This window comes from Candidatus Protochlamydia sp. R18 (genome assembly GCF_000648255.1).
Lineage (GTDB): Bacteria > Chlamydiota > Chlamydiia > Chlamydiales > Parachlamydiaceae > Protochlamydia > Protochlamydia amoebophila.
Genome location: NZ_BASL01000628.1, coordinates 1 through 19659, shown reverse-complemented (window position 1 = coordinate 19659; position 19659 = coordinate 1). Strand labels below are relative to the sequence as shown.

The following is a 19659-nucleotide window of genomic DNA, read 5'->3' as shown; positions in this document are numbered from 1 at the left end:
ATTTTTAAAATTGAACGCCATGATTGAAGTGATTTAATCACCATAAACTTAAATTCTAAGTAAATGTTATTCTTAGTAGATGTGATTCGTTGTTTTTATCCAAAATTTGAGTTTACTTTGGTTATTTTGGGTCAGTAGTTAATATAAATTTTTCTTCTATTCTTCTGAACATCTAACGACAATTAGTTAATAAAAAATTTAAAGTCTTTACTTTTATAGTAAATATAAACTTACCTTATAATTTTTTCTTAAAAAAATACCAAAAACAAGCATTTTTACATTTATTTCTAAAGTCTGGTATAATTTTGGTTCGCCAGACACAGAGAAAAGAGAATAAAAGAATAAAAAAATTTGAAAAGTCTATAGCGACGAAAACTTAGCTCAATCAATTAAAACTTACGAGCATTTTGTTTTTAAGAAATTTCAAAAGATCTCCTTCTTTATCTTACAATGATGAATTTCTAATCTTTTCAGGAATGAATGATGAATCAGGAAAATATTGTCCTCAAAAAAGTGCGTGTTCATAATCTCAAAACAGTGGATCTGACTTTAGAAAAGAATGAGCTCATCGTTTTTACTGGAGTATCGGGTTCAGGAAAATCTTCTTTAGCGTTTGATACCATTTATACTGAAGGGCAAAGACGTTATGTAGAATCCCTTTCTACATTTGCAAGACGTCAATTAGGAGAATTGTCTAAACCCGATCTTGAACATGCAAGTGGAATTTCTCCCACAATTTCAATTGAACAAAAAACAGCTGGAAAAAACCCTCGATCAACCGTGGGGACGTTAACCGAAATTTACGACTATTTACGAGTTCTTTATGCTCGAATCGGTGTTCCTCATTGCCCTGTTAGCGGAGAAGCTGTAACTCCCCAAAGTCGAGAAAGAATTATAAAATCTGTCCAAAATCTCCCCTCAAAAACAAAAATTATTATTTTAGCTCCTTATGCAAAGGCAAAAAAAGCAGAGTTTAAAGAAGATTTTCAAGAGTTAATTCGCAAAGGTTTTATGCGAGCCAGAGTGGATGGACATTTTGTGAATTTAACGGATGAACTGACCTTAGATGGAAATGTGACTCATGATGTCGATGTTGTGATTGATCGATTGACAATTGAAAATAATGCTCTATCACGAATTGCTGATTCGTTAACACAAGCTCTGCAACTTGGACAGGGTGTATGCAGCATATTAGACGCTGAATCAAAAAATGAGCAGCTTTTTTCTATGCATGCCTATTCCCCTCAATCAGGATTATCTTACTCTTCTTTAGAACCCCATGACTTTTCATTTAACAGTCCTTCTGGTATGTGTCCCCGCTGTCAAGGAATGGGAAATATTCATGAATTTAATTTAGACCTCGTTATTGATCCTAACCTCAGCATCGCAAACAATTGTTGCTCTATTGCTAGTCCTTATCAAACAGTTCGTTATGGAAATATTTACGACAATCTAGCTGAACAATATCACTTTAGTGTAAATACACCCTGGAAAAACCTCTCTGCAAGTGCTCGTAAAGTTTATTTATTTGGAACAGAAAAAAAATGGACGCGTATGCATTTTGTTCATCCCATCACGGGAGCTCGCTGGACAGATCATATTCAATGGAAAGGCGTTCTACACGACGCTCACACTCGATTCTCAGAAGCAAAAAGTGAAAATTACCGAAAGAAAATGCAAAAAGTCATGAGCATTCAAATTTGCCCTGAATGTGAAGGAACAAGGCTTAAACCTTATCCAGCTGCGACTTTATTAGGTGGTCAACGAATTAGCAAATTAACCTCAATGACTATTTTTGATTGCTCCGTTTTTTTTGAAAATTTAAAACTTTCACCACAAGACAGTTTAATTGCAGGTGAACTTTTAAAAGAAATTCGACAAAGGCTACAATTTTTATTAGAAGTGGGACTTCATTACCTAACTTTAGAACGGACCGCTCCTACTCTATCTGGAGGAGAAGCTCAACGCGTGCGACTTGCCTCCCAAATTGGTTGTGGGTTAGTGGGAATTACTTATATTTTAGATGAGCCCTCAATTGGACTTCATCCTCGTGATAACCGAAAATTGATCGATACTTTAAAGCATCTTCGAGACATGGGAAATACTGTTATTGTTGTCGAACACGATGAAGAAACAATATGGGAAGCTGATCGCATTGTCGACTTCGGACCGGGGGCTGGTGTCAAAGGAGGTCGCATTCTTGTAAACGGAGACTTATCAGATCTTTTTAATCAATCTGAATCTTTAACAGGAGCTTATCTAACAGGCCGTAAACAAATTGAAATTCCAAAAAAACGACGTAAAGCATCCAAAGATTTTTTAGAAATCAAAGGGGCTCAGCATCATAATCTCAAATCAATCGATGTTAAAATTCCTTTAGGTTTATTTGTAGCAGTGACGGGAGTTTCTGGATCCGGCAAATCTTCTTTAATTACCGATATTTTATATCCTGCTTTATCCAATGCACTTCATGGTGGAGAACATTTGGTCGGAAATCACCAAATGATTCAAGGATTAGAAGCCATAGACAAAGTGATCGCTATTGATCAGTCTCCTATTGGACGTAATCCCCGTTCTAATCCAGCTACTTATATTAAACTATTTGATGAAATTCGAGATTTATTTAGCCAGCTTCCAGAAAGTCAAGCGCGAGGTTATAAGGCTGGGCGATTTAGTTTTAATGTTAAAGAGGGTTCTTGTTCACATTGTGAGGGGATGGGAATGATTAAAATTGACATGGATTTCATGGAAGATGCATGGGATGATTGCCCTCTTTGTAAAACAAAACGATTTGATTCAGAAACTCTTTCAGTTTTATATAAAGGGAAAAATATTCATGATATTTTAGAAATGGATGTGTGCGATGCCTTAGAATTTTTTGCAAATATTCCCTCTATTAAACATAAGCTTGAAACATTGAGCCAAGTTGGAATGGATTATATTAAGCTTGGGCAAGCTTCAACAACTCTTTCGGGAGGAGAAGCTCAACGTATCAAATTGGCTAAAGAACTTGTTAGACCAGCGACGGGTAAGACTTTATATATCTTAGATGAGCCTACGACAGGCCTCCATTTTCATGATATCAAACATCTTCTTGAAGTTCTACATGCTTTAGTCGAGAAAGGTAATACTGTTTTAGTGATCGAACACAACATGGATGTTGTCAAAACAGCTGACTGGATTATTGATTTAGGTCCAGAAGGAGGAGCTGGAGGAGGGCAAATTATTGCCATTGGAAATCCAGAAAAAATTGCTAAGATGAAAACTCCCACAGGAATAGCCGTTAATTATGCACTTTATCCTGAGATAGAAAAAAAAATAGCAACTGCTCTCGAGACAAGTAAAAAAAGGCGCAAAACCAAAAAACAAAGAGAGGCTCTCTTAATTAAAGACATCAATGTAATAGGTGCTGAACAAAACAATCTCAAACAAATTTCTGTGACTATCCCCCGTGAAAAAATTACTGTCTGCACAGGCCCTTCCGGATCTGGAAAATCTTCTTTAGCCTTTGAGACCATTTATGCAGAGGGGCAAAGGCGTTATATTGAATCTTTATCTCCTTACGCTCGTCAATTTGTCAAACAAATGCCAAAACCTAAAGTGGGACAGGTCAATGGTCTTTCGCCTGCTATTGCAATTGAACAAAAAGCTCATGCAGGAAATCCTCGTAGCACTGTTGGAACTCTGACAGAAATTTACGATTACTTACGCATCTTATTTTCAAGATTGGGAATAGCACATTGCCCCGAAACAGGGGAAGTTATTAAATCCATTAGCAAAGAACTCGTTGTCGAACGTATTCTATCCTATCCCGAAAATCAACGATTACAAATTTTAGCCCCCATAGAATTAAATAAAAACGAGAAATTTGAAGATTTAATTCTTAAATTTAATCGACAAGGTTTTCTACGTATTCGATTAAATGGAGAATTTTACTCTCTGGAACAAGATCAAATAAATCAAATTCCTTTTGATCGAAAACGCAAAAACGAACTTTTCTTGGTCATCGATCGTTTAAAAACAAATTCATCCATCAAAGCTCGCTTATTTGAAGCCATTGAAAATGCGACTTCCATTGGAGATGGAAAAGTTGTTGTAATGAAAGAAGATGAAGATATTCCTTTTAACCTTTCTTTTGCTGTTGAAAGTACAGGTAAATCTTACCCTGAAATTACACCTCATACCTTTGCTTTCAATACTCATGAGGGAATGTGTGTGGATTGCCAAGGGCTTGGTTACCAATATGGCGCTAACTTTGCGCGTAACACTGAAATGACATCTTATTCAGTTATTGGATTAATGCGACATCTCTGGCAGCAAGCATTCACTCGTCATGCTTTTGCTTATATGGAACACATTCTCGATGAAGAAGGGATTGATCCTCATGTTCCACTTAATCAACTACCAATCGAAAAAATCCAATTTCTAATGCAAGGTTCTGCGGAGGAACGCTGGTATACAAATGCGTCCGGGCTTCGTTGCCGATGGATAGGAATTGATCAAGTCCTCGCAAAAGCTGGAAAAAACGCAGCATCAGAAAAAAAAGAAGCGATTATCCCCCTTTTGCAAGAACAAACATGCATTTCTTGCCAAGGTGCAAGAATCAATCCGCTCGCAAGAAACGTCACCATTCACAATCATTCTATTCATGACATTTGTTCAATGCCAATTGAACAAACTTTAAATTTCATTAAAAAGCTTAAACTTTGCCCACAAGATAAAAAACTTCTAGAAGAAGTTCATACCCAGCTTACCAATCGTTTAAGTTTTCTTTGTGAAGTAGGACTTCATTATTTATCTCTTGAACGTCGAGCCCCCACATTAAGCGGTGGAGAAGCACAAAGAATTCGATTGGCTCGCCAGTTAGGAAGCGGTTTGACAGGTGTTCTGTATGTTCTTGATGAACCAACCATTGGACTCCACCCTCATGATAATGCCAAATTAAATGCAGCATTAAAAAAACTTAAAGATCTTGGAAATACTTTACTCATGGTTGAACATGATCCGTTGACTATTGAAACAGCAGATTATCTTCTCGATTTCGGCCCAGCCTCTGGAGAGCATGGGGGACATGTCACCGCAAGAGGAAGCTTTAAGCAAATTTTAAAAAGTACGGCTTCTTTGACTGGAGCTTATCTGTCTGGTAAGAAAAAAATTCCTATCCTCCCCAGAAGACGCTCAATTGATCAGGAACAAATCGTTATTCAACACACAAAGAAAAATAATTTAAAATTTATTAGTGTTGAAATCCCTATAGCTGCTTTGACCTGTTTAACAGGAGTATCTGGTTCAGGTAAGTCTACGTTATTGCAGCAAGTTTTGCTTCCCGCTCTTGAAAAAAGACAAAATCACGATACTGTCGAAATCGAAGGAGCCATAGTGTCTGGCTTATCACATTTTGATAAAGTGATTTCGATTGATCAAGATCCTATTGGAACAACAGTTCGTTCAGACGTTTGCACCTACGTCGATGTTTTGACTCGCATTCGTGAGTTTTTTGTCTCTTTGCCAGCTGCTCGAACAAAAGGACTTCAACCCAAAAATTTTAGTTATAATCATCGTAAAGGGATGTGCACAGGCTGCTGGGGACTGGGATATCGACGAGTCGAAATGCATTTTCTTCCTGCAGTTAAAGTAACCTGTGAAGATTGCCAAGGGTTAAGGTTGAATCCTATAAGTTTGGAAGTCACTTATGCAGGAAAAAATTTAGGACAATATCTTAATACAACGATCGATGAAGCACGGATAATTTTTCAAAATCATCCTCGAATTGTCAGAATTTTAGATACACTGATCGCTGTCGGACTTGGCTATTTAAAGCTAGGACAAGAAACAGCTAGTTTATCGGGAGGAGAAGCACAAAGGTTAAAATTGAGTCGAGAATTAGCTAAAAGATCAACGGGCCGTACCTTATATCTCCTCGATGAACCAACAACAGGCTTACACAGTGATGACATTTATAAACTTTTACAAGTTCTGCATCGTTTGGTTGATAAAGGGAATACGATGATTATCATTGAACATCATTTAGACATAATCAAAAATGCTGACTATATTATTGATTTAGGCCCAGAAGCTGGGGAAAAAGGTGGGAAAGTCTTGGGAAAAGGAACGCCCGAGCAAATCGCTCAACTCTCTTCTTCCTGGACAGGCCATTATTTAAAAAATGTATTATCACTTTGATTCAAGTTAGATAAATAATTGAAGTTTAAAGTTTGACTAAAAATTTAAGCAAAATGTTATGATCAAATCCAAAATTTTAAGTTAATATTTTTAACAGTTAAAGATTTAGCTCATTAATTAAAAAAATTTAATTTCTGACTCATCGAACATTAAAGGATTTAAATCAATGATAAACGCTTATTAAAATGCAAAAAAATTTAGATTATTTAAAAAATACTCAATTTATTTTTATTGCCAGTAAGCTTCTAAATAGCCCTTTAGGAGCGATGTATAATCTTTTGTCTTTTATTATTTGCAAGCAGCTTGATGCAACTCCCTTTCAAATTACTTTACTAATTAGTTCTAAGCCTCTTGTTGCCCTTATTTCTTTTTATAGTTCTGTTTTTATCAAAAACAGACCTGAACGACTCAAATCATTAATTATCAGTTCCACAATATTGAGTTTTATTCCTTGTTTTGCTTTTCCTTTTGTCACTAATTGTTGGTTTTTTATTTTTGCTTTCGCTCTCTTTATGATGTCAGCGAAAGCCATGCTTCCTGCTTGGGCTGAAATTTTTAAACGAAATATTGGCCCAGAAGGAAGAAGCGCTATTTTTTCTAAGGGATCCACAGTTAATTATCTCGCTAACATCTTTGTTCCTCTATTATTAGCGCCAATTTTAGATTACTACCCCTCAATTTGGACAGAAATATTTTTTATTTTGGCTCTGATTCAACTCGCTCACGTAGTTTTTTTACTTCGTTTAAAAGTCCGTTTAGAAAAGCATGAATCATCATCATTTGCTCCCAATTCTTTTTCTTTTCGCTCCGTCATATTTGATCCGTGGAAAAATAGCTGGCAATTAATGAAGCAACGACCTGATTTTCGCAACTACCAAATCGTTTTTTTATTGGGAGGAACGGGTTTAATTCTTTCGCAACCTGTTTTACCTCTTTTTTTTGAGCAAATTCTACACTTATCGTATACCCAACTTATCTTTGCTGTCTCGTTATGTAAAGGAATAGGATTTGCTATTACCTCTCCTTTATGGGCTAACGCATTTAATCGCATCTCTATTAATTTATTTAATTTCTTTGTCACGGCATTAGCTGGCCTATTTGCTATTGTTTTAGCTTCTATCCAGCAAGAAGTTTTATGGCTTTATTTAGCCTATTTGATTTATGGCATTATGCAAGCGGGAAGTGAGATGAGTTGGCATTTAGCAGGTCCTCAATTTGCCAAACAAGAAGACAGTACACTATACACAAGTGTAAACATAGCTATGATCGGTTTAAGAGGATGTATAGCTCCCTTTATTGGGGAGCTTCTTTTCTGCACAACGAATTTTAGTGTGGTATTTCTCTGTAGTGCAGGATGTTGCTTAGCTGGAGCTTTTTACTCCTACTGGCTTGAATTTCAAGATCGAAAAGCAGACAATCTTACATTTTCTGCTATTGATTAACCAATTTTAAATTCCTTTTAACAACAACTAAAGGCACGATTAGCTAGACAGCCTTTTAGTTTGGGCTTTAATTTCATTGTTTTTTACTTCATTTTTTAAAATTTCTTTTTTAAATATTGCATGTTTGAGGTCTATCGATTTTACTTCTTGTCGGATCAAGTCTTCTTTTTTTCTGCGCTCTTGCTCATTCCTAATCTCTTGCATATCGCGTAGAAATTTAAGAATTTGCTTACCAGGAATGTTTTTCATCTTATAAACCAAACAATCAATTGTCATGGTTTGATCTTTTTTTGAAGAAATTTTGGCTAAATAGTCGCGGACGAAACTTTTAGTTGTCTCATGCGGCGGAATTTTATGATCTTTTTTTTCATTCTCTAAAGAGTTTTCACTTAAATTTAATGCCTCCATGGCAATAGCGGACATTCTTTCAGAATCATCATCAGATAGCACACAATAACTAAGCTGCTTTCCCTCGATATTTAACTCATTTTGTTTTTTTAAACTTTCTACAATTTGAGAACTTGCGCAGATAAAGGTCTGATCCCCTTTTTCAACAACTGCCACAAAGCGATTGTTTTCAGCCCATTTTTCAATTTTTTCAAGATCTCGAGTTAAATCAATCTTTTTTAAGCGATTATTCTTTTTTGAGACGACGAATAAGTTTGCCGCTACCTCTACATTTGTATCATAAAAATTACCATTCACCATGTTTACGACAAAATCAATAGATAGTTCGACCATATACAGCTCCCTCTTATTATTACATTAATAACAACATTTATTATAAAAAATAAAAAAATTTATGACAACAAATTACACAAATCAAAAAAATTATAATTAATAATATTATTTAAATATTTATGCTTTTATAGTATAAAGTGAAAAATGAAAATTTGAGTTGCTCATCTTGGCAGGTTTTCAGCTGCCATCTCGCAATAAAATTGAAACAGTAAACGTCACGTGATATTTTAATTTCTACGAACATATACAGTAACTCTTGATCGTACAAGGATAAACTAAGAAATATTAAATATTTCCGAAAACGTTAATTTCATGCATTTTGCGCTAAAACTAGAATTGCTCAAAAATTCTTTGTTTTTAATAAAAACCCATTTTAAACGATTGATGCACTTTTTTTTCATTTTTCTCTCACCTTTAAATACCAATGAGAGTTAAAACTACTTTGAAAACATATGAATAAAAGGATAAAAGATGAAGTTCCCTTATTTATCAAAAAGGCGTGCAGATAACATCTCTAATGGAATTTTCCTAATTTTATTAGGTATTTTATTTTACACAAAAATGTGGTGGCCGAGCATCTTATTTGCTTTGGGTATTACATTTGGTTTAAGGCAATACTTAATGGGCAGACGATTAGACTTTTTTGTGACAGCGGCTTTAATTGCCGCTTTAGGATTTATTACATTGATTGGAATGGCATTTTCTTTTTTTCTGCCTATTTTGCTTATGGGAGCAGGGATTTATCTCGTCTGGCGAGAATATTCTTTTCATAATGGCGTTGTGCATTTAAAAAGAGAGGATTTAAACGATTAATAAAAAATTTCAAGAGGAAAAATAAATGAATAATCGACTGATTCATATTGGTGAAATTCAAAGATAAAATGAACAAAAATGATCTCTTTTTTAAAACCATTGGATCGTTATCAATATGTTTGGTTTGAAATGAATCCTGGAAAAAAAATCTTAGCTAGGGAGCAAATGAGAAAGCGATTGTTGCAGCCCATATTTATTGGAAATATGATCTATTTAGAACATTTTAGAATGTTAAAGTGCGGATCTTGGTAATACATTTCCAGAAGAGATGAAATAGAAACAAATGTATTATTTTGTCAAATGGAAACATTTTATTCTTCGATAAAGGTGTATATTTTGAAGAAGAACTAGACTATATAATTGTGTTGTCCATAATACCTTTTTAAAACTTGCGATTTATGGCAACATTTGCAACAAACAAACCAGCTTTAATAATCGATTTGATTTAATATGCCCCATTCTTTTCCTGATTATTCTTTTACCTGTCCTTTCTGCAAAAACAACTGTAAACTATCGTTTGCTCAGTGTCCTGCTTTTTGCCCATTCTGTGGTAAATCGCAAAAAAATGAATCGACAGGTTTACCTATTCAATCTGATTTTTATCAAATCATTAAAAGCATTGGCAAAGGAGGAATGGGAGAGGTTTTTTTAGCCTACGATCCTTGTTATGAAAGACAAATTGCTATCAAAAAAATCCGCTCAGACCTTCTCGAACATCCTCAAATTAAAAAGCGCTTTTTAAAAGAAGCCCATATGACCTCGCAATTAACTCACCCAGCCATTATTCCCATTTACACAATTCGATCGGATGCCGATACAGCTTATTATACAATGCCTTTTGTAGAAGGAGATACACTTAAGCAAATCATCCGGAAAACCAAACTACAGGAAAAAAATGGGGAAACATTAGATTATCTTGGTGGATCCATTTTGGCTTTAATGAGAGTGTTTATTACAATCTGCCAGGCTGTTGCTTACGCTCATTCGAAAGGAGTGCTACACCGGGATCTAAAACCAGAAAATATCATCATTGGAAAATATGGAGAAGTCCTAATTTTAGATTGGGGATTAGCCAAATTTATTGATCAGTCTCCTGAAGAAGAATTGTTGGCCTCTTTTCCAGAATCTCTCACTAAACAAAAAGATATTACTAAAATTGGAAAAGTTGTAGGAACTGTTGCTTATATGGCTCCAGAAAGAGCTTTGGGTCAACCTGCAACAATTCAAACTGATATTTACTCTTTAGGTGTTATTTTATATCAGTTATTAACTTTAAAAAGTCCTTTCAAACGAGGAACTTTAGAAGAATTTCGAAAAAATATGAGTCGAGAAGAGTGGCAAGATCCTGTCACAGCGGCTCCCTATAGAGAAGTTCCTCGAATGTTGGCTAGTTTTACGGAAAAATGTTTATCGCTTGATTTACAAAACCGTTATCAAAGCGTTGAAGAACTCATTCGAGATATTGAAAACTACCTAGAGGGCCGATCTGAATGGTTTTGTATTGCAAATCTCAATACTAAAGAAAAAAACGATTGGGAGTTTCAAGAAAATGTTTTAATTGCTGAACATGTTGCCATTACTCGAATGACGGATGACGCTGAATGGGTTAGCCTTATGATTTCAAAGCAATCATTTACAGGAAATACAAAAATCGAAGCAGATGTTTGTTTAGGCGAACAAGGACATGGCATTGGGTTTCTTCTCAGCGTTCCAGAAGCCAGCGCACGAGAACATCTTATCGAAGGCTATTGTTTATGGCTAGGTTCGGATTTTAGTAAAACAACTAAACTTCTACGCTCAAACGTTGAAGTCGTGCATGCACCTGACATCTTTTTAAAAAGGCAGCAATCGTACCATGTACGTATTGAAAAAGTTGATAAATCTATTCATGTTTACATTAATGATAATTTGCAGTTTTCTTATATTGCTCATATTCCTTTGATTGGTACTCACGTCGGATTATTATCACGAGATGCTGATTTTGAAATCAGTCCTCTTGAAATTTATGTTGGTAACTTAAATATCAATGTTAATTGTTTAGCTGTTCCTGATGCTTTTTTAGCACATCGCGATTACAACCAAGCTTTAAGTGAATATCGTCGCATCGCTTATTCTTTTCCCGATCGAACAGAAGGAAGAGAAGCTTTATTTAGAGCGGGACTGACATTTCTTGAACAAGCAAAAACAGCTGAAAATAAAATGACATTGCTAGAAGAAGCATTAAATGAATTTGAAAAACTTCATGGTACACCAAGTGCTCCTTTAGAATATTTAGGAAAAGCTCTCGCGTATGAATCAATAAACGATAGCGAAGAAGAAATTAAATGTTATGAACTTGCCTATCGTCGCTATCCCAATCATCCTATTCTACCAATGCTTCAGGAACAAATCATTTCTAGATTGCATGAAGTTTCTAGAATGCAACGGATTACAACTTATCGATTTACACTTTTAACAGTTAGGCATTTGCCTCTTAATAAAATCGACACTCATACGAAACGTTTATTCAATAGCCTACAAAAGCATTGGGAAGTATTACCCTTCATCGAATATAAATCACCATCTCCCTTAACGACTCTTTCTACACGATTTGCGACACCCCTTGCCTTTTGGTTAGCTAAGCCTTTTATATTAGGAGAAATTCTTGATGATTTAATCCAAAGCCCATCTTTTCCAATTGAAGAAGTGAATAATGCTTTATTATGCCTTGTGGAATTGGGTTCATGGGAATATGCGCAAGAAAAATTAAATACCATTCAAACTTATCTTAATTTACCGCAAAACCCTAAATGGTTAGATCTGAAAGCTTTTATTGCCTGCCACTATCAAACATTAGAAGATGTTTATAAAGAATTTTTTTTCCAAATTCCATCGACCAATGCCGACCATCTTCATGCCGTCCTATACTTTATGGACCAATGCTTGGATCAGCTAAATACTTCATTAATATATACTCTTGCTAGACAATTTGAACATGCAGAACTCAGCTTTGAAGATCGCCTCAAATTGAATTGTCGTCGTGTTTGGGCTTATTTATTAGACAAAAATTGGCAAGATGCCGGTAACTTGCTCTATACTTATTCTGTTGAAACGTTAAACAAGGATTCTTCTCTTCTTCATTTTTTATATGGATGCTGGCTGCAAGTCACCGAAGGTGCAGAAATAGCAAATGTTCATTTTGCTGGGGTGAATCCTGTTATGTTTCCCCGTACATGGACTCTTGGAGCACGCTTTCTAACTAACAATTTATCTAAAGATAGCTATGAGAAAGCATTTATGTGGGAAAAAAGACAACTTTGCAAGCAATTAATACTTTATTATCATTGTGTTGCTAATGAAACCAAACGCATACATTTTCAAAAATTGTACCAAGAACAATTCATTCATGCAGAACTTTAAAAAAACTTTCGCCATTCCTTTTGTCGAAGAAACGACGCTTGCTTTCGAAGAATCGTTCATTAAAATCAAACGAGATCGTTTACGTCTCGCCCATGAAGATCCTTACTCTTATTATACACTCATTACTCCTCCTCAAGCTGTTGTTGTTCTAGCCAGAACTGCTGATGGCTATTATGTATTAAATGAAGAATACCGCCATCCGACAAAAAAGATGTTACTATGTTTTCCTGGTGGATTTATAGATGATAATGAAAATCCTCTGGCCGCTGCGAAGAGAGAGTTGGAAGAAGAAACAGGTTATACAGCTGAAAGCTTTCACCTCTTAGGAAGTGCTTACCCTTATCCAGGAATTAGCGGACAAAAAACTTTTTATGTTAAAGCTCTTGGAGCTAAATTTAATACGTCACCACGGTTAGAACCCTCAGAAATTATTCAAACTCGCCTATGTTCTTTCGATCAACTTAAAGAGATGATTTCCAAAAATGCTGAACTAGACGGGACTCTTTGCACTGCTTTGTTTTTTAACTCTTTATCTGAATCCACTTCTTAATTTCTACCTATATGAGTTATTTAAATTTCAAAAATAAATCTGAATTGAATTACCCAAATCTTTTAAAATTTTACATTTATCCGAGAAAAAAGTATTACTAACCTAAATTTTGGATTTATCCCTTTGATAATGAATAAAAAGAATAAAATTTAAATGACAAAAGAACTCTGTATGATTTAAAATATTTTTTTTTCCAAAATTAATGTTTAATACGACATGAGCAGTCAAAACGGATTTAATCAAATGATATTATCGTCTAGATAATTTTTGGAAGTCTTTTGAGAAGAAATAGAATAAACAGTTAATTGATTATGGCAAAAGAAAGCGAGAACCTCAACCTGAATGATCGATACCAGAGAGGATGACAATTGTCATTTTATTTCATCAATCAAATGATCGAACTGTTAAGCACTTTGATGGGTATGTCACCAACTACTTAGGTAAAGAATTTCCAAACTTAATGAGTACTAGCCGCTTTGTTTATTTAAAGAAGAACCTTTTTGGTCCTGTATTTACTTATCTTTTGGAAAAAAGAGAAGAAATCACAAGAATTGCTTTTATTGATTTTCCATCGATAGATGTTTGCCACAATAAACGCATAAAAAGAAACAAGGTCTTTAAAGGTTTAGCAAAGAAGGGGAAACAACTTCAGGATGGTTTTTCGGGTTTAAATTGCCTCTCATACTCAAGGAGAAAGGAGAAATTTTAGCTTTTCAGCTTAACTGGACATGTTGCTGATGTTTCTATTGCCGAAACCTTGTCCAAAGGGATTTTTGGAAAACTATTTGATGATAAAGGGGGGGGGGTATTTCGAAAGAACTTTCAAAGAGGCTTTTGAAACAAGGTCTTGAACTATTTACTCCCCTAAAGTCGAATAGGATGCATAGCTGATGAAGTTGACAGACAAAATTCTTAGAAAACGAGCTATCATTGAAACGGTAAGCCATTCATTAAAAAATATTTCTCAGATTGAATAGACACGCCACAGAAATGCCGGAAATTTTTTAATTAATCGATTAGCTGGGATTGTTGCTTATCCTCACTAACCCAAAAAGCCATCGATAAACTTAGCAGAGCAGCATCATTTGTTGTTAATAGCTGCCTAAAAACCCAAAATTCAGGTTAATAAAATATTTTTATTTGAAAAAACAAAAACTTCTATTTTTTCTTGTTAGGTATTTATCGTGATAATCTTAAAAATTGGGCAAACACTTGCTGCACTATTGGGACTAATTACTTAATCAACAAATTCGATATATATCTTCAAAGCAAGAGTTCCGTTGGGGAAAATATAAGAAGCAAGGATATATTCCGTTTTTTTGCTAAATAAACGTGAGATAAGAAAAATTATTTTTTAAAGGATTTAATAATGTGGGATAGCCACTAAGAATGCCATAACTAATCCAGATTAATGTAAGTTGGATTCAATTCAGATTCAATTTGTAGCGGCTAATGAAGCTTTAAAATGCGCTAATCTAAATCTAGCATTTGTAAAATGTTCGCAACCTTCCAAATTCAAATGCTGTAAACTAGTTAAAGGCGCCAAATGTGCTAGCCCAGCTTCAGAAAGATAAATGCATCCGCTCAGATTTAAATATTGCAAAGCCACTAAGTGTACTAAATGTGCTAATCCAGCATTGGTAAGGCTATTGCACCAGCTTAGATCTAAATGTTTTAAAGCTACTAGTGGTACCAAATGTGCTAATCCTGCGTCAGTAAGAAAAGTGCACTGGCTCAAGTTCAAATGTTGTAAAGCCACTAAGGGTGTTAAATGCGCTAACCCGGTGTCGCTAATAAATTTACACCCACTCAAGTTCAAATGTTGTAAAGCTATTAAGGATTTAAAATGCCCTAATCCTTTACTAGTTAGCTTATCGCAAAAGCCCAGGTCTAAATATCGTAAAGTCACTAAGGGTGTTAAATGCGCTAATCCAGCGTCAGTAAGTTTTTTACAACCGTTCAAATTTAAATACTGTAAATTTGTTAAAGATGGCAAACATGCTAGACCATTGTCAGTGAGATGGTGGCATGACTGAAGTTGAAGCACTTTTAAATTTTTACAATTTTTTAATGCTAAAAGATGAGCGTCAGTTAAATAGACATTCTCTGAAAAATTAAGTCCTTCTATCTCATTTGAAAAATAATTTAAAATTTTTTCAAATTCCTTTAAATGAGGAGTTTGCTTTAACAATAAATTCATCACTGTGAGCTGTAAATAATTTTTTAAAATATTTAATTGAAATCGCTCAGCAAAATCTAAAATTTCTTTTAATTCTACAAGATTGTCTTCGCTGGAATTAAATAGCTCACATTTATCTGATTTGTATGCATCAAGAAGCTGTTTTTCTAAATTTTTCACAACATCTGTCAGTTGATAATAATCAGCTAGTTGAATGAAAGAAGTAATGTCTTCCACAGGAACTTTAAAGCTAGCATCCAATAGACAATTGATTAGACAATTAAATTCTTTTTGTGACAAAGCAAGAGGATGCTGAAAAGTTTCTTTAAAATTTCCTGACCAAAGACTTCGAAAATAGGGCGATTTTTCCATTAATAAAGACTTTTGGGAACTTGAAATAGTTAGAAAAGTGTTGTTCTGAAAGCTCAATTTAAATTCTTGAGGTAAAGGAAAAAGATTAGAAGATGGGATTGTTGATCCATCAGTTTCTTCTAGGGTAACTGAAGAATTTCTTAAAAGTTTATTTTCAACCTTAGGAGAATTAATGATATTTTGGGTAAATCTTCCTATTGAAGTAGGGGTATAACGTGAAATTTGTTTCAAACTTAGTGAAGTTGGATCGGATGATAGGCGATGTTCCATAAATTTGCGATTAACAGTTTCTTTTCTTCCCCAAAAAACTTCTCTCCATTGAGATTGAAGTTGATCTCTAGTGATACAATTAAAGAATAAGTTGAGGAAACACTGGAAAATTGTTGTACAAAGTAAATTAATACGCTCAGAAAATTTTAAATAGTTGTTCGATTTATGGCTAGAGCAGGTATTTGTATTGGTAGTGAGACTATTATGTTTAGAAATTGGATTATTATAATAAGTAATCAAAATTACCACCCCACTTGTTTAAATAAATGTATTTAACCTTAAAATATATTATATAATATAAAATTAGTGCAATATTAATGCAATAAAAGATAGAAATTAAATTCGAAGGAAAATTTCAATTTTATTGATTGATAGCTATTAGTAAGTAAATAAGAATCGATAAGGCTTAAATACCAAGCTTTTAATTTTTAATATCAAAGAGGCTTAAGTTATTGGATTATGCTAAAAGAAGTATTCCGGTAAAGCAATATTAAAGAGAAAATTTTGTAGGACTAGTGATGGATCGTTTAAATAGAAATAGGCTGTATTAATTATCTTTAATACCATCTTAAATCAATCTATTTCCGAAGAAAAAGGCTTGAATTGAATTGTATTCCACCTGGGAAGCCAATAAAGAATGGCTACATTGAAAGTTTCAATGGAAAAATCAGACAAAAATGTTTAAATCAAAATTTATTTTTAGACTTACAGGAGGCACAAGAAATCATAGAAGCTTGGAGGGTTGAATACAATAAAGAGCGGCCGCATAGCCTGCTTGAGTATTCGACCCAGCAGGATTCGCTAGCAAATACTTTTTTAAACAAGAAATGATAAAAATTAATAAAAGTATGAGTTTGTAATTGGATTACATTCTTGGAGCAGGTCAATAGTACTGGGTGTCCCTGTCCACTTTTTCTGCGCACTAGTAACAGAATGAATTGAAAAATTTCTTTATAATTTGCTGCAAGTTAGGCGTGAGGGCTGACTAAATAATTTTAAATGCGTTGGCATATGTAATACTTCGCTAAATTTTAAAATTAAGTATTTTTATAAAATGACATAAAAATCATTTTTTGCTCGCTTTACTACAATTGAAGTAATTGCCCTAAATTATTTATGATTGTGTAAATTTATATCAATAAAGATTCTTAAATGAAAATGAACTAATAATGATGAGTTAACTGAGCAAAGTTTGGACAAGATTGAGTTAATCTAAATTTGAAAATAATTTCTTTCAAATTTAGATTAACCAAAACAAAAAGTTTTATTTTGTCTCTACTGGTGGATAATATTTTTCTATCTTATTTTTTAGTTCTTTTAACTTTCTTCCTTCAGCCTCAATTTCTGTATTAGTTATCGTAGATTTATTAAGAAGCTCTTGTTCTTCAAGCGTTATATTTCTTGTGGAAATAGCTTCGTTATAACGAGGAAAAAGATATGAAAATAGTCTATCTGCTACACTCATTGTCTCAAAATTCTTAACTTTTTTCTCCAAGATGACGTTTTTATCCTTAAGAATAGAACATTGGTTTAAAATGTTAGTACTTGTATTTAAAGATTCTTCTGTATCGCGTGCAAGGGGTCTAAAATCTTCTAAAAATCGTTCATGCCTGCTTATTAATTTTTGCATTTCTGTTTTATACTCTCGCCTTTCTATTGTATGCTCTTGCATAAGTTCTCTCATTAACTCAAGGGAGGTCTTTTTTTCAGAAGTATGTTTTTTAGTAAATTCGTCCACTTCTTCTTTAGCGCCAGCTAAATTATAATTTTTAATAAGTTTGCTAACATCGAGAATTTTACTAGGATTCAAAGGACACGTAAATGAAGTTCCTTCTGCAATTGCTCTGTTATAAATTTCCATAATTGCTTCTCGTTCAAATGTATGGCCACATTCATCTACAACAGGATCTGTAAATGGGTAAAGAGTAATAGGACAATTAAAAGATCTAAAATTCACCACATCTTCAACAGGAAGTTTATTCTCGCCTATAACACAAGGCTTATTCTCGGGAGTATGAGAACAGTTAGTTATTTCCAACACAACTTCTTCACACACTTTTTCTTTTGGTTGATTCAATGTTGTTTGATTCAATGTCGGTTGATCTAATACGGGATAAACGGAATTACACATTGAAGAATTTAAATTTATTGACATATTTAACACTCCTATAAAATTTAAAATAAAACATTTATCTAAAATGAGATAAAAGACGTGTTTTGTCACGCTTTTAATTACTTAACCTTGATAAACAATAAAAATTTAAATTTAATTTAGAAAATTAGTTGTTTATATATCTGCTTATTCATAGTTATCAAAAGATATCTATAGAAGCAATACAAAAACTTTTCCTTTTTTTTATCAACCTTTTTTTTATAAAATGTTAAATAAATGGCGATTGTTTGGTCAAATTACATCTATTTAACTGCGGTTTTTAATTGCTAAGTTAAAAAGATAAAAAAAAACGGTAGAAATAGTTTGGCTTTTGGAATCTTTATAACAATGTATTATAAAACTCGCAGACTTTCTCTTTTTGATACAAAATGATGAGCTTACAAAGCTCTTTTTTTATTAACCTGAATTTTAGATTTCTTCCTTTGATAATGAATAAAAAGAATAAAATTTAAATGCCAAAAGACTTCTGCATGATTGAAAACATTTGTTTCCTCAAACTAATGTTTAACATGACATAAGAGGTCAAAACGGATTTAATCAAATGATATTGTTGTCTAGATGATTTTTGGAAGTCTTTTGAGCAGAAATGGCGTAAACAGTTAATTAATCATGGCAAAACAAAGCGAGAACCTCAACCTAAATGATCGATACCAGAGAGGATGACAATAGTCATTTTATTTCATCAATCAAATGATCGAACTGTTAAGCACTTTTATGGGTATGTCACCAACTACTTAGGTAAAGAATTTCCAAACTTAATGAGTACTAGACGCTTTGTTTATTTAAAGAAGAACCTTTTTGTTTCTCTATTTGCTTATCTTTTGAACAAAAGAGGAGAAATCACAGGAATTACTTTTATTGATTTTCCATCGATAGATGTTTGCCAGAATAAACGCATAAAAAGAAACAAGATCTTTAAAGGTTTGGCAAAGAGGGAGAAAAACAACTTCAGGATGGTTTTCCGGGTTTAAATTGCATTTTATACTCAATAAAAAAAAAGAAATTTTAGCTTTTCAGCTTAACTGGGACATGTTGCTGATGTTTCTATTGCCGAAACCTTGTCAAAAGGGATTTTTGGAAAACTATTTGGTGCTAAGGGAGTTATTTCAAAAGAATTTTCAAAAAGGTCGAATAGGATGCAGAAGCTGATGAAGTTGACAGACAAAATTCTTCTTAGAAAACAAGCTATTATTGCAACGGTTAATGATCAACTAAAAAATATTTCTTAAATTGAATAGACACGCCACAGAGATGCTGGAAATTTTTTTTAATTAATCGATTAGCTGGGATCGTTGCTTATCCTCACTAACCCAAAAAGCCATCGATAAACTTAGCATAGCAGCATCATTTGTTGTTAATGACTGCCTAAAAACCCAAAATTCAGGTTAATTAGTTATAGCCGCTTTGTTTATTTAAAGAAGAACCTTTTTATTCCTCTATTTGCTTATCTTTTGGATAAAAGAGGAGAAATCACAGGAATTGCTTTTATTGATTCTACATCGATAGATGTTTGCCACAATAAACGCATAAAAAGAAA

The 19659-nt window shown here is 33.7% G+C and carries 11 protein-coding genes and 2 pseudogenes; 10 read left to right on the top strand and 3 right to left on the bottom strand.

The annotated features are described in order from the left end of the window. The first annotated feature begins 480 nt into the window (after positions 1-480). The gene (uvrA, locus tag TY19_RS02510) at positions 481-6183 is read left to right on the top strand and encodes an excinuclease ABC subunit UvrA (RefSeq protein ID WP_102035375.1); all 5703 of its coding nucleotides are present in this window, start codon (positions 481-483) and stop codon (positions 6181-6183) included. Between the two features lie 185 nt (positions 6184-6368). After that, positions 6369-7625, top strand: a complete 1257-nt coding sequence (locus TY19_RS02505; RefSeq protein ID WP_052354734.1) for an MFS transporter — start codon at positions 6369-6371, stop codon at positions 7623-7625. 39 nt (positions 7626-7664) lie between these two features. On the opposite strand, the gene TY19_RS02500 is transcribed toward TY19_RS02505, so the two are convergent. Then, positions 7665-8366 carry a hypothetical protein gene (locus TY19_RS02500; protein ID WP_042279844.1) on the bottom strand — a complete coding sequence of 234 codons (702 nt, stop codon included), beginning with the start codon at positions 8364-8366 and terminating at the stop codon, positions 7665-7667. Between the two features lie 471 nt (positions 8367-8837). Between TY19_RS02500 and TY19_RS02495 the strand changes: the two genes are divergently transcribed. The 5 genes from TY19_RS02495 (at position 8838) to TY19_RS26705 (ending at position 14105) form a co-directional block, all read left to right on the top strand. Beyond that, the gene (locus TY19_RS02495) at positions 8838-9179 is read left to right on the top strand and encodes a hypothetical protein (protein ID WP_042279842.1); all 342 of its coding nucleotides are present in this window, start codon (positions 8838-8840) and stop codon (positions 9177-9179) included. 450 nt (positions 9180-9629) lie between these two features. Beyond that, a complete protein-coding gene (gene pknD / locus TY19_RS02490) occupies positions 9630-12578 on the top strand; it encodes a serine/threonine-protein kinase PknD (protein ID WP_042279841.1) in 2949 nt (982 codons plus the stop codon). Continuing rightward, positions 12565-13128, top strand: coding sequence for an NUDIX hydrolase (locus TY19_RS11520; protein WP_052354733.1), 564 nt, complete (start codon positions 12565-12567; stop codon positions 13126-13128). Before pknD ends, TY19_RS11520 begins: the two co-directional genes overlap by 14 nt. A gap of 361 nt (positions 13129-13489) precedes the next feature. Continuing rightward, positions 13490-13837, top strand: a complete 348-nt coding sequence (locus TY19_RS26710) for a transposase (protein ID WP_445082240.1) — start codon at positions 13490-13492, stop codon at positions 13835-13837. Between the two features lie 181 nt (positions 13838-14018). Continuing rightward, positions 14019-14105, top strand: a complete 87-nt coding sequence (locus TY19_RS26705) for a hypothetical protein (RefSeq protein ID WP_445082241.1) — start codon at positions 14019-14021, stop codon at positions 14103-14105. A 458-nt stretch (positions 14106-14563) separates the two neighbouring features. Here TY19_RS26705 and TY19_RS11515 read toward each other — a convergent pair whose 3' ends face one another. Then, complete coding sequence (locus tag TY19_RS11515) at positions 14564-16198, bottom strand: BTB/POZ domain-containing protein (RefSeq protein ID WP_079979201.1); 1635 nt, start codon at positions 16196-16198, stop codon at positions 14564-14566. A gap of 354 nt (positions 16199-16552) precedes the next feature. Between TY19_RS11515 and TY19_RS26700 the strand changes: the two genes are divergently transcribed. Continuing rightward, positions 16553-16780: an integrase core domain-containing protein gene (locus TY19_RS26700; RefSeq protein WP_052354731.1), complete on the top strand. Its 228-nt coding sequence runs from the start codon at positions 16553-16555 to the stop codon at positions 16778-16780. A 433-nt stretch (positions 16781-17213) separates the two neighbouring features. Here TY19_RS26700 and TY19_RS02465 read toward each other — a convergent pair whose 3' ends face one another. Beyond that, positions 17214-18104, bottom strand: coding sequence for a U-box domain-containing protein (locus TY19_RS02465; RefSeq protein WP_042279838.1), 891 nt, complete (start codon positions 18102-18104; stop codon positions 17214-17216). A 563-nt stretch (positions 18105-18667) separates the two neighbouring features. Here TY19_RS02465 and TY19_RS02460 point away from each other — a divergent pair. After that, a pseudogene (locus TY19_RS02460) lies at positions 18668-19431 on the top strand (IS982 family transposase); the annotation flags it as partial. 76 nt (positions 19432-19507) lie between these two features. Further along, positions 19508-19659, top strand: a pseudogene (locus TY19_RS14015) (transposase); the annotation flags it as partial.

Excerpts from the sequence above, each read along its gene's own strand:
- TY19_RS02505 (WP_052354734.1), top strand. The coding sequence starts at position 6,369 with ATGCAAAAAAATTTAGATTATTTAAAAAATACTCAATTTATTTTTATT.
- TY19_RS26705 (WP_445082241.1), top strand. The coding sequence starts at position 14,019 with ATGAAGTTGACAGACAAAATTCTTAGAAAACGAGCTATCATTGAAACG.
- pknD (WP_042279841.1), top strand. The coding sequence starts at position 9,630 with ATGCCCCATTCTTTTCCTGATTATTCTTTTACCTGTCCTTTCTGCAAA.
- TY19_RS02500 (WP_042279844.1), bottom strand. The coding sequence starts at position 8,366 with ATGGTCGAACTATCTATTGATTTTGTCGTAAACATGGTGAATGGTAAT.
- TY19_RS11520 (WP_052354733.1), top strand. The coding sequence starts at position 12,565 with ATGCAGAACTTTAAAAAAACTTTCGCCATTCCTTTTGTCGAAGAAACG.
- TY19_RS02495 (WP_042279842.1), top strand. The coding sequence starts at position 8,838 with ATGAAGTTCCCTTATTTATCAAAAAGGCGTGCAGATAACATCTCTAAT.
- TY19_RS26710 (WP_445082240.1), top strand. The coding sequence starts at position 13,490 with ATGACAATTGTCATTTTATTTCATCAATCAAATGATCGAACTGTTAAG.
- uvrA (WP_102035375.1), top strand. The coding sequence starts at position 481 with ATGATGAATCAGGAAAATATTGTCCTCAAAAAAGTGCGTGTTCATAAT.
- TY19_RS02465 (WP_042279838.1), bottom strand. The coding sequence starts at position 18,104 with ATGTCAATAAATTTAAATTCTTCAATGTGTAATTCCGTTTATCCCGTA.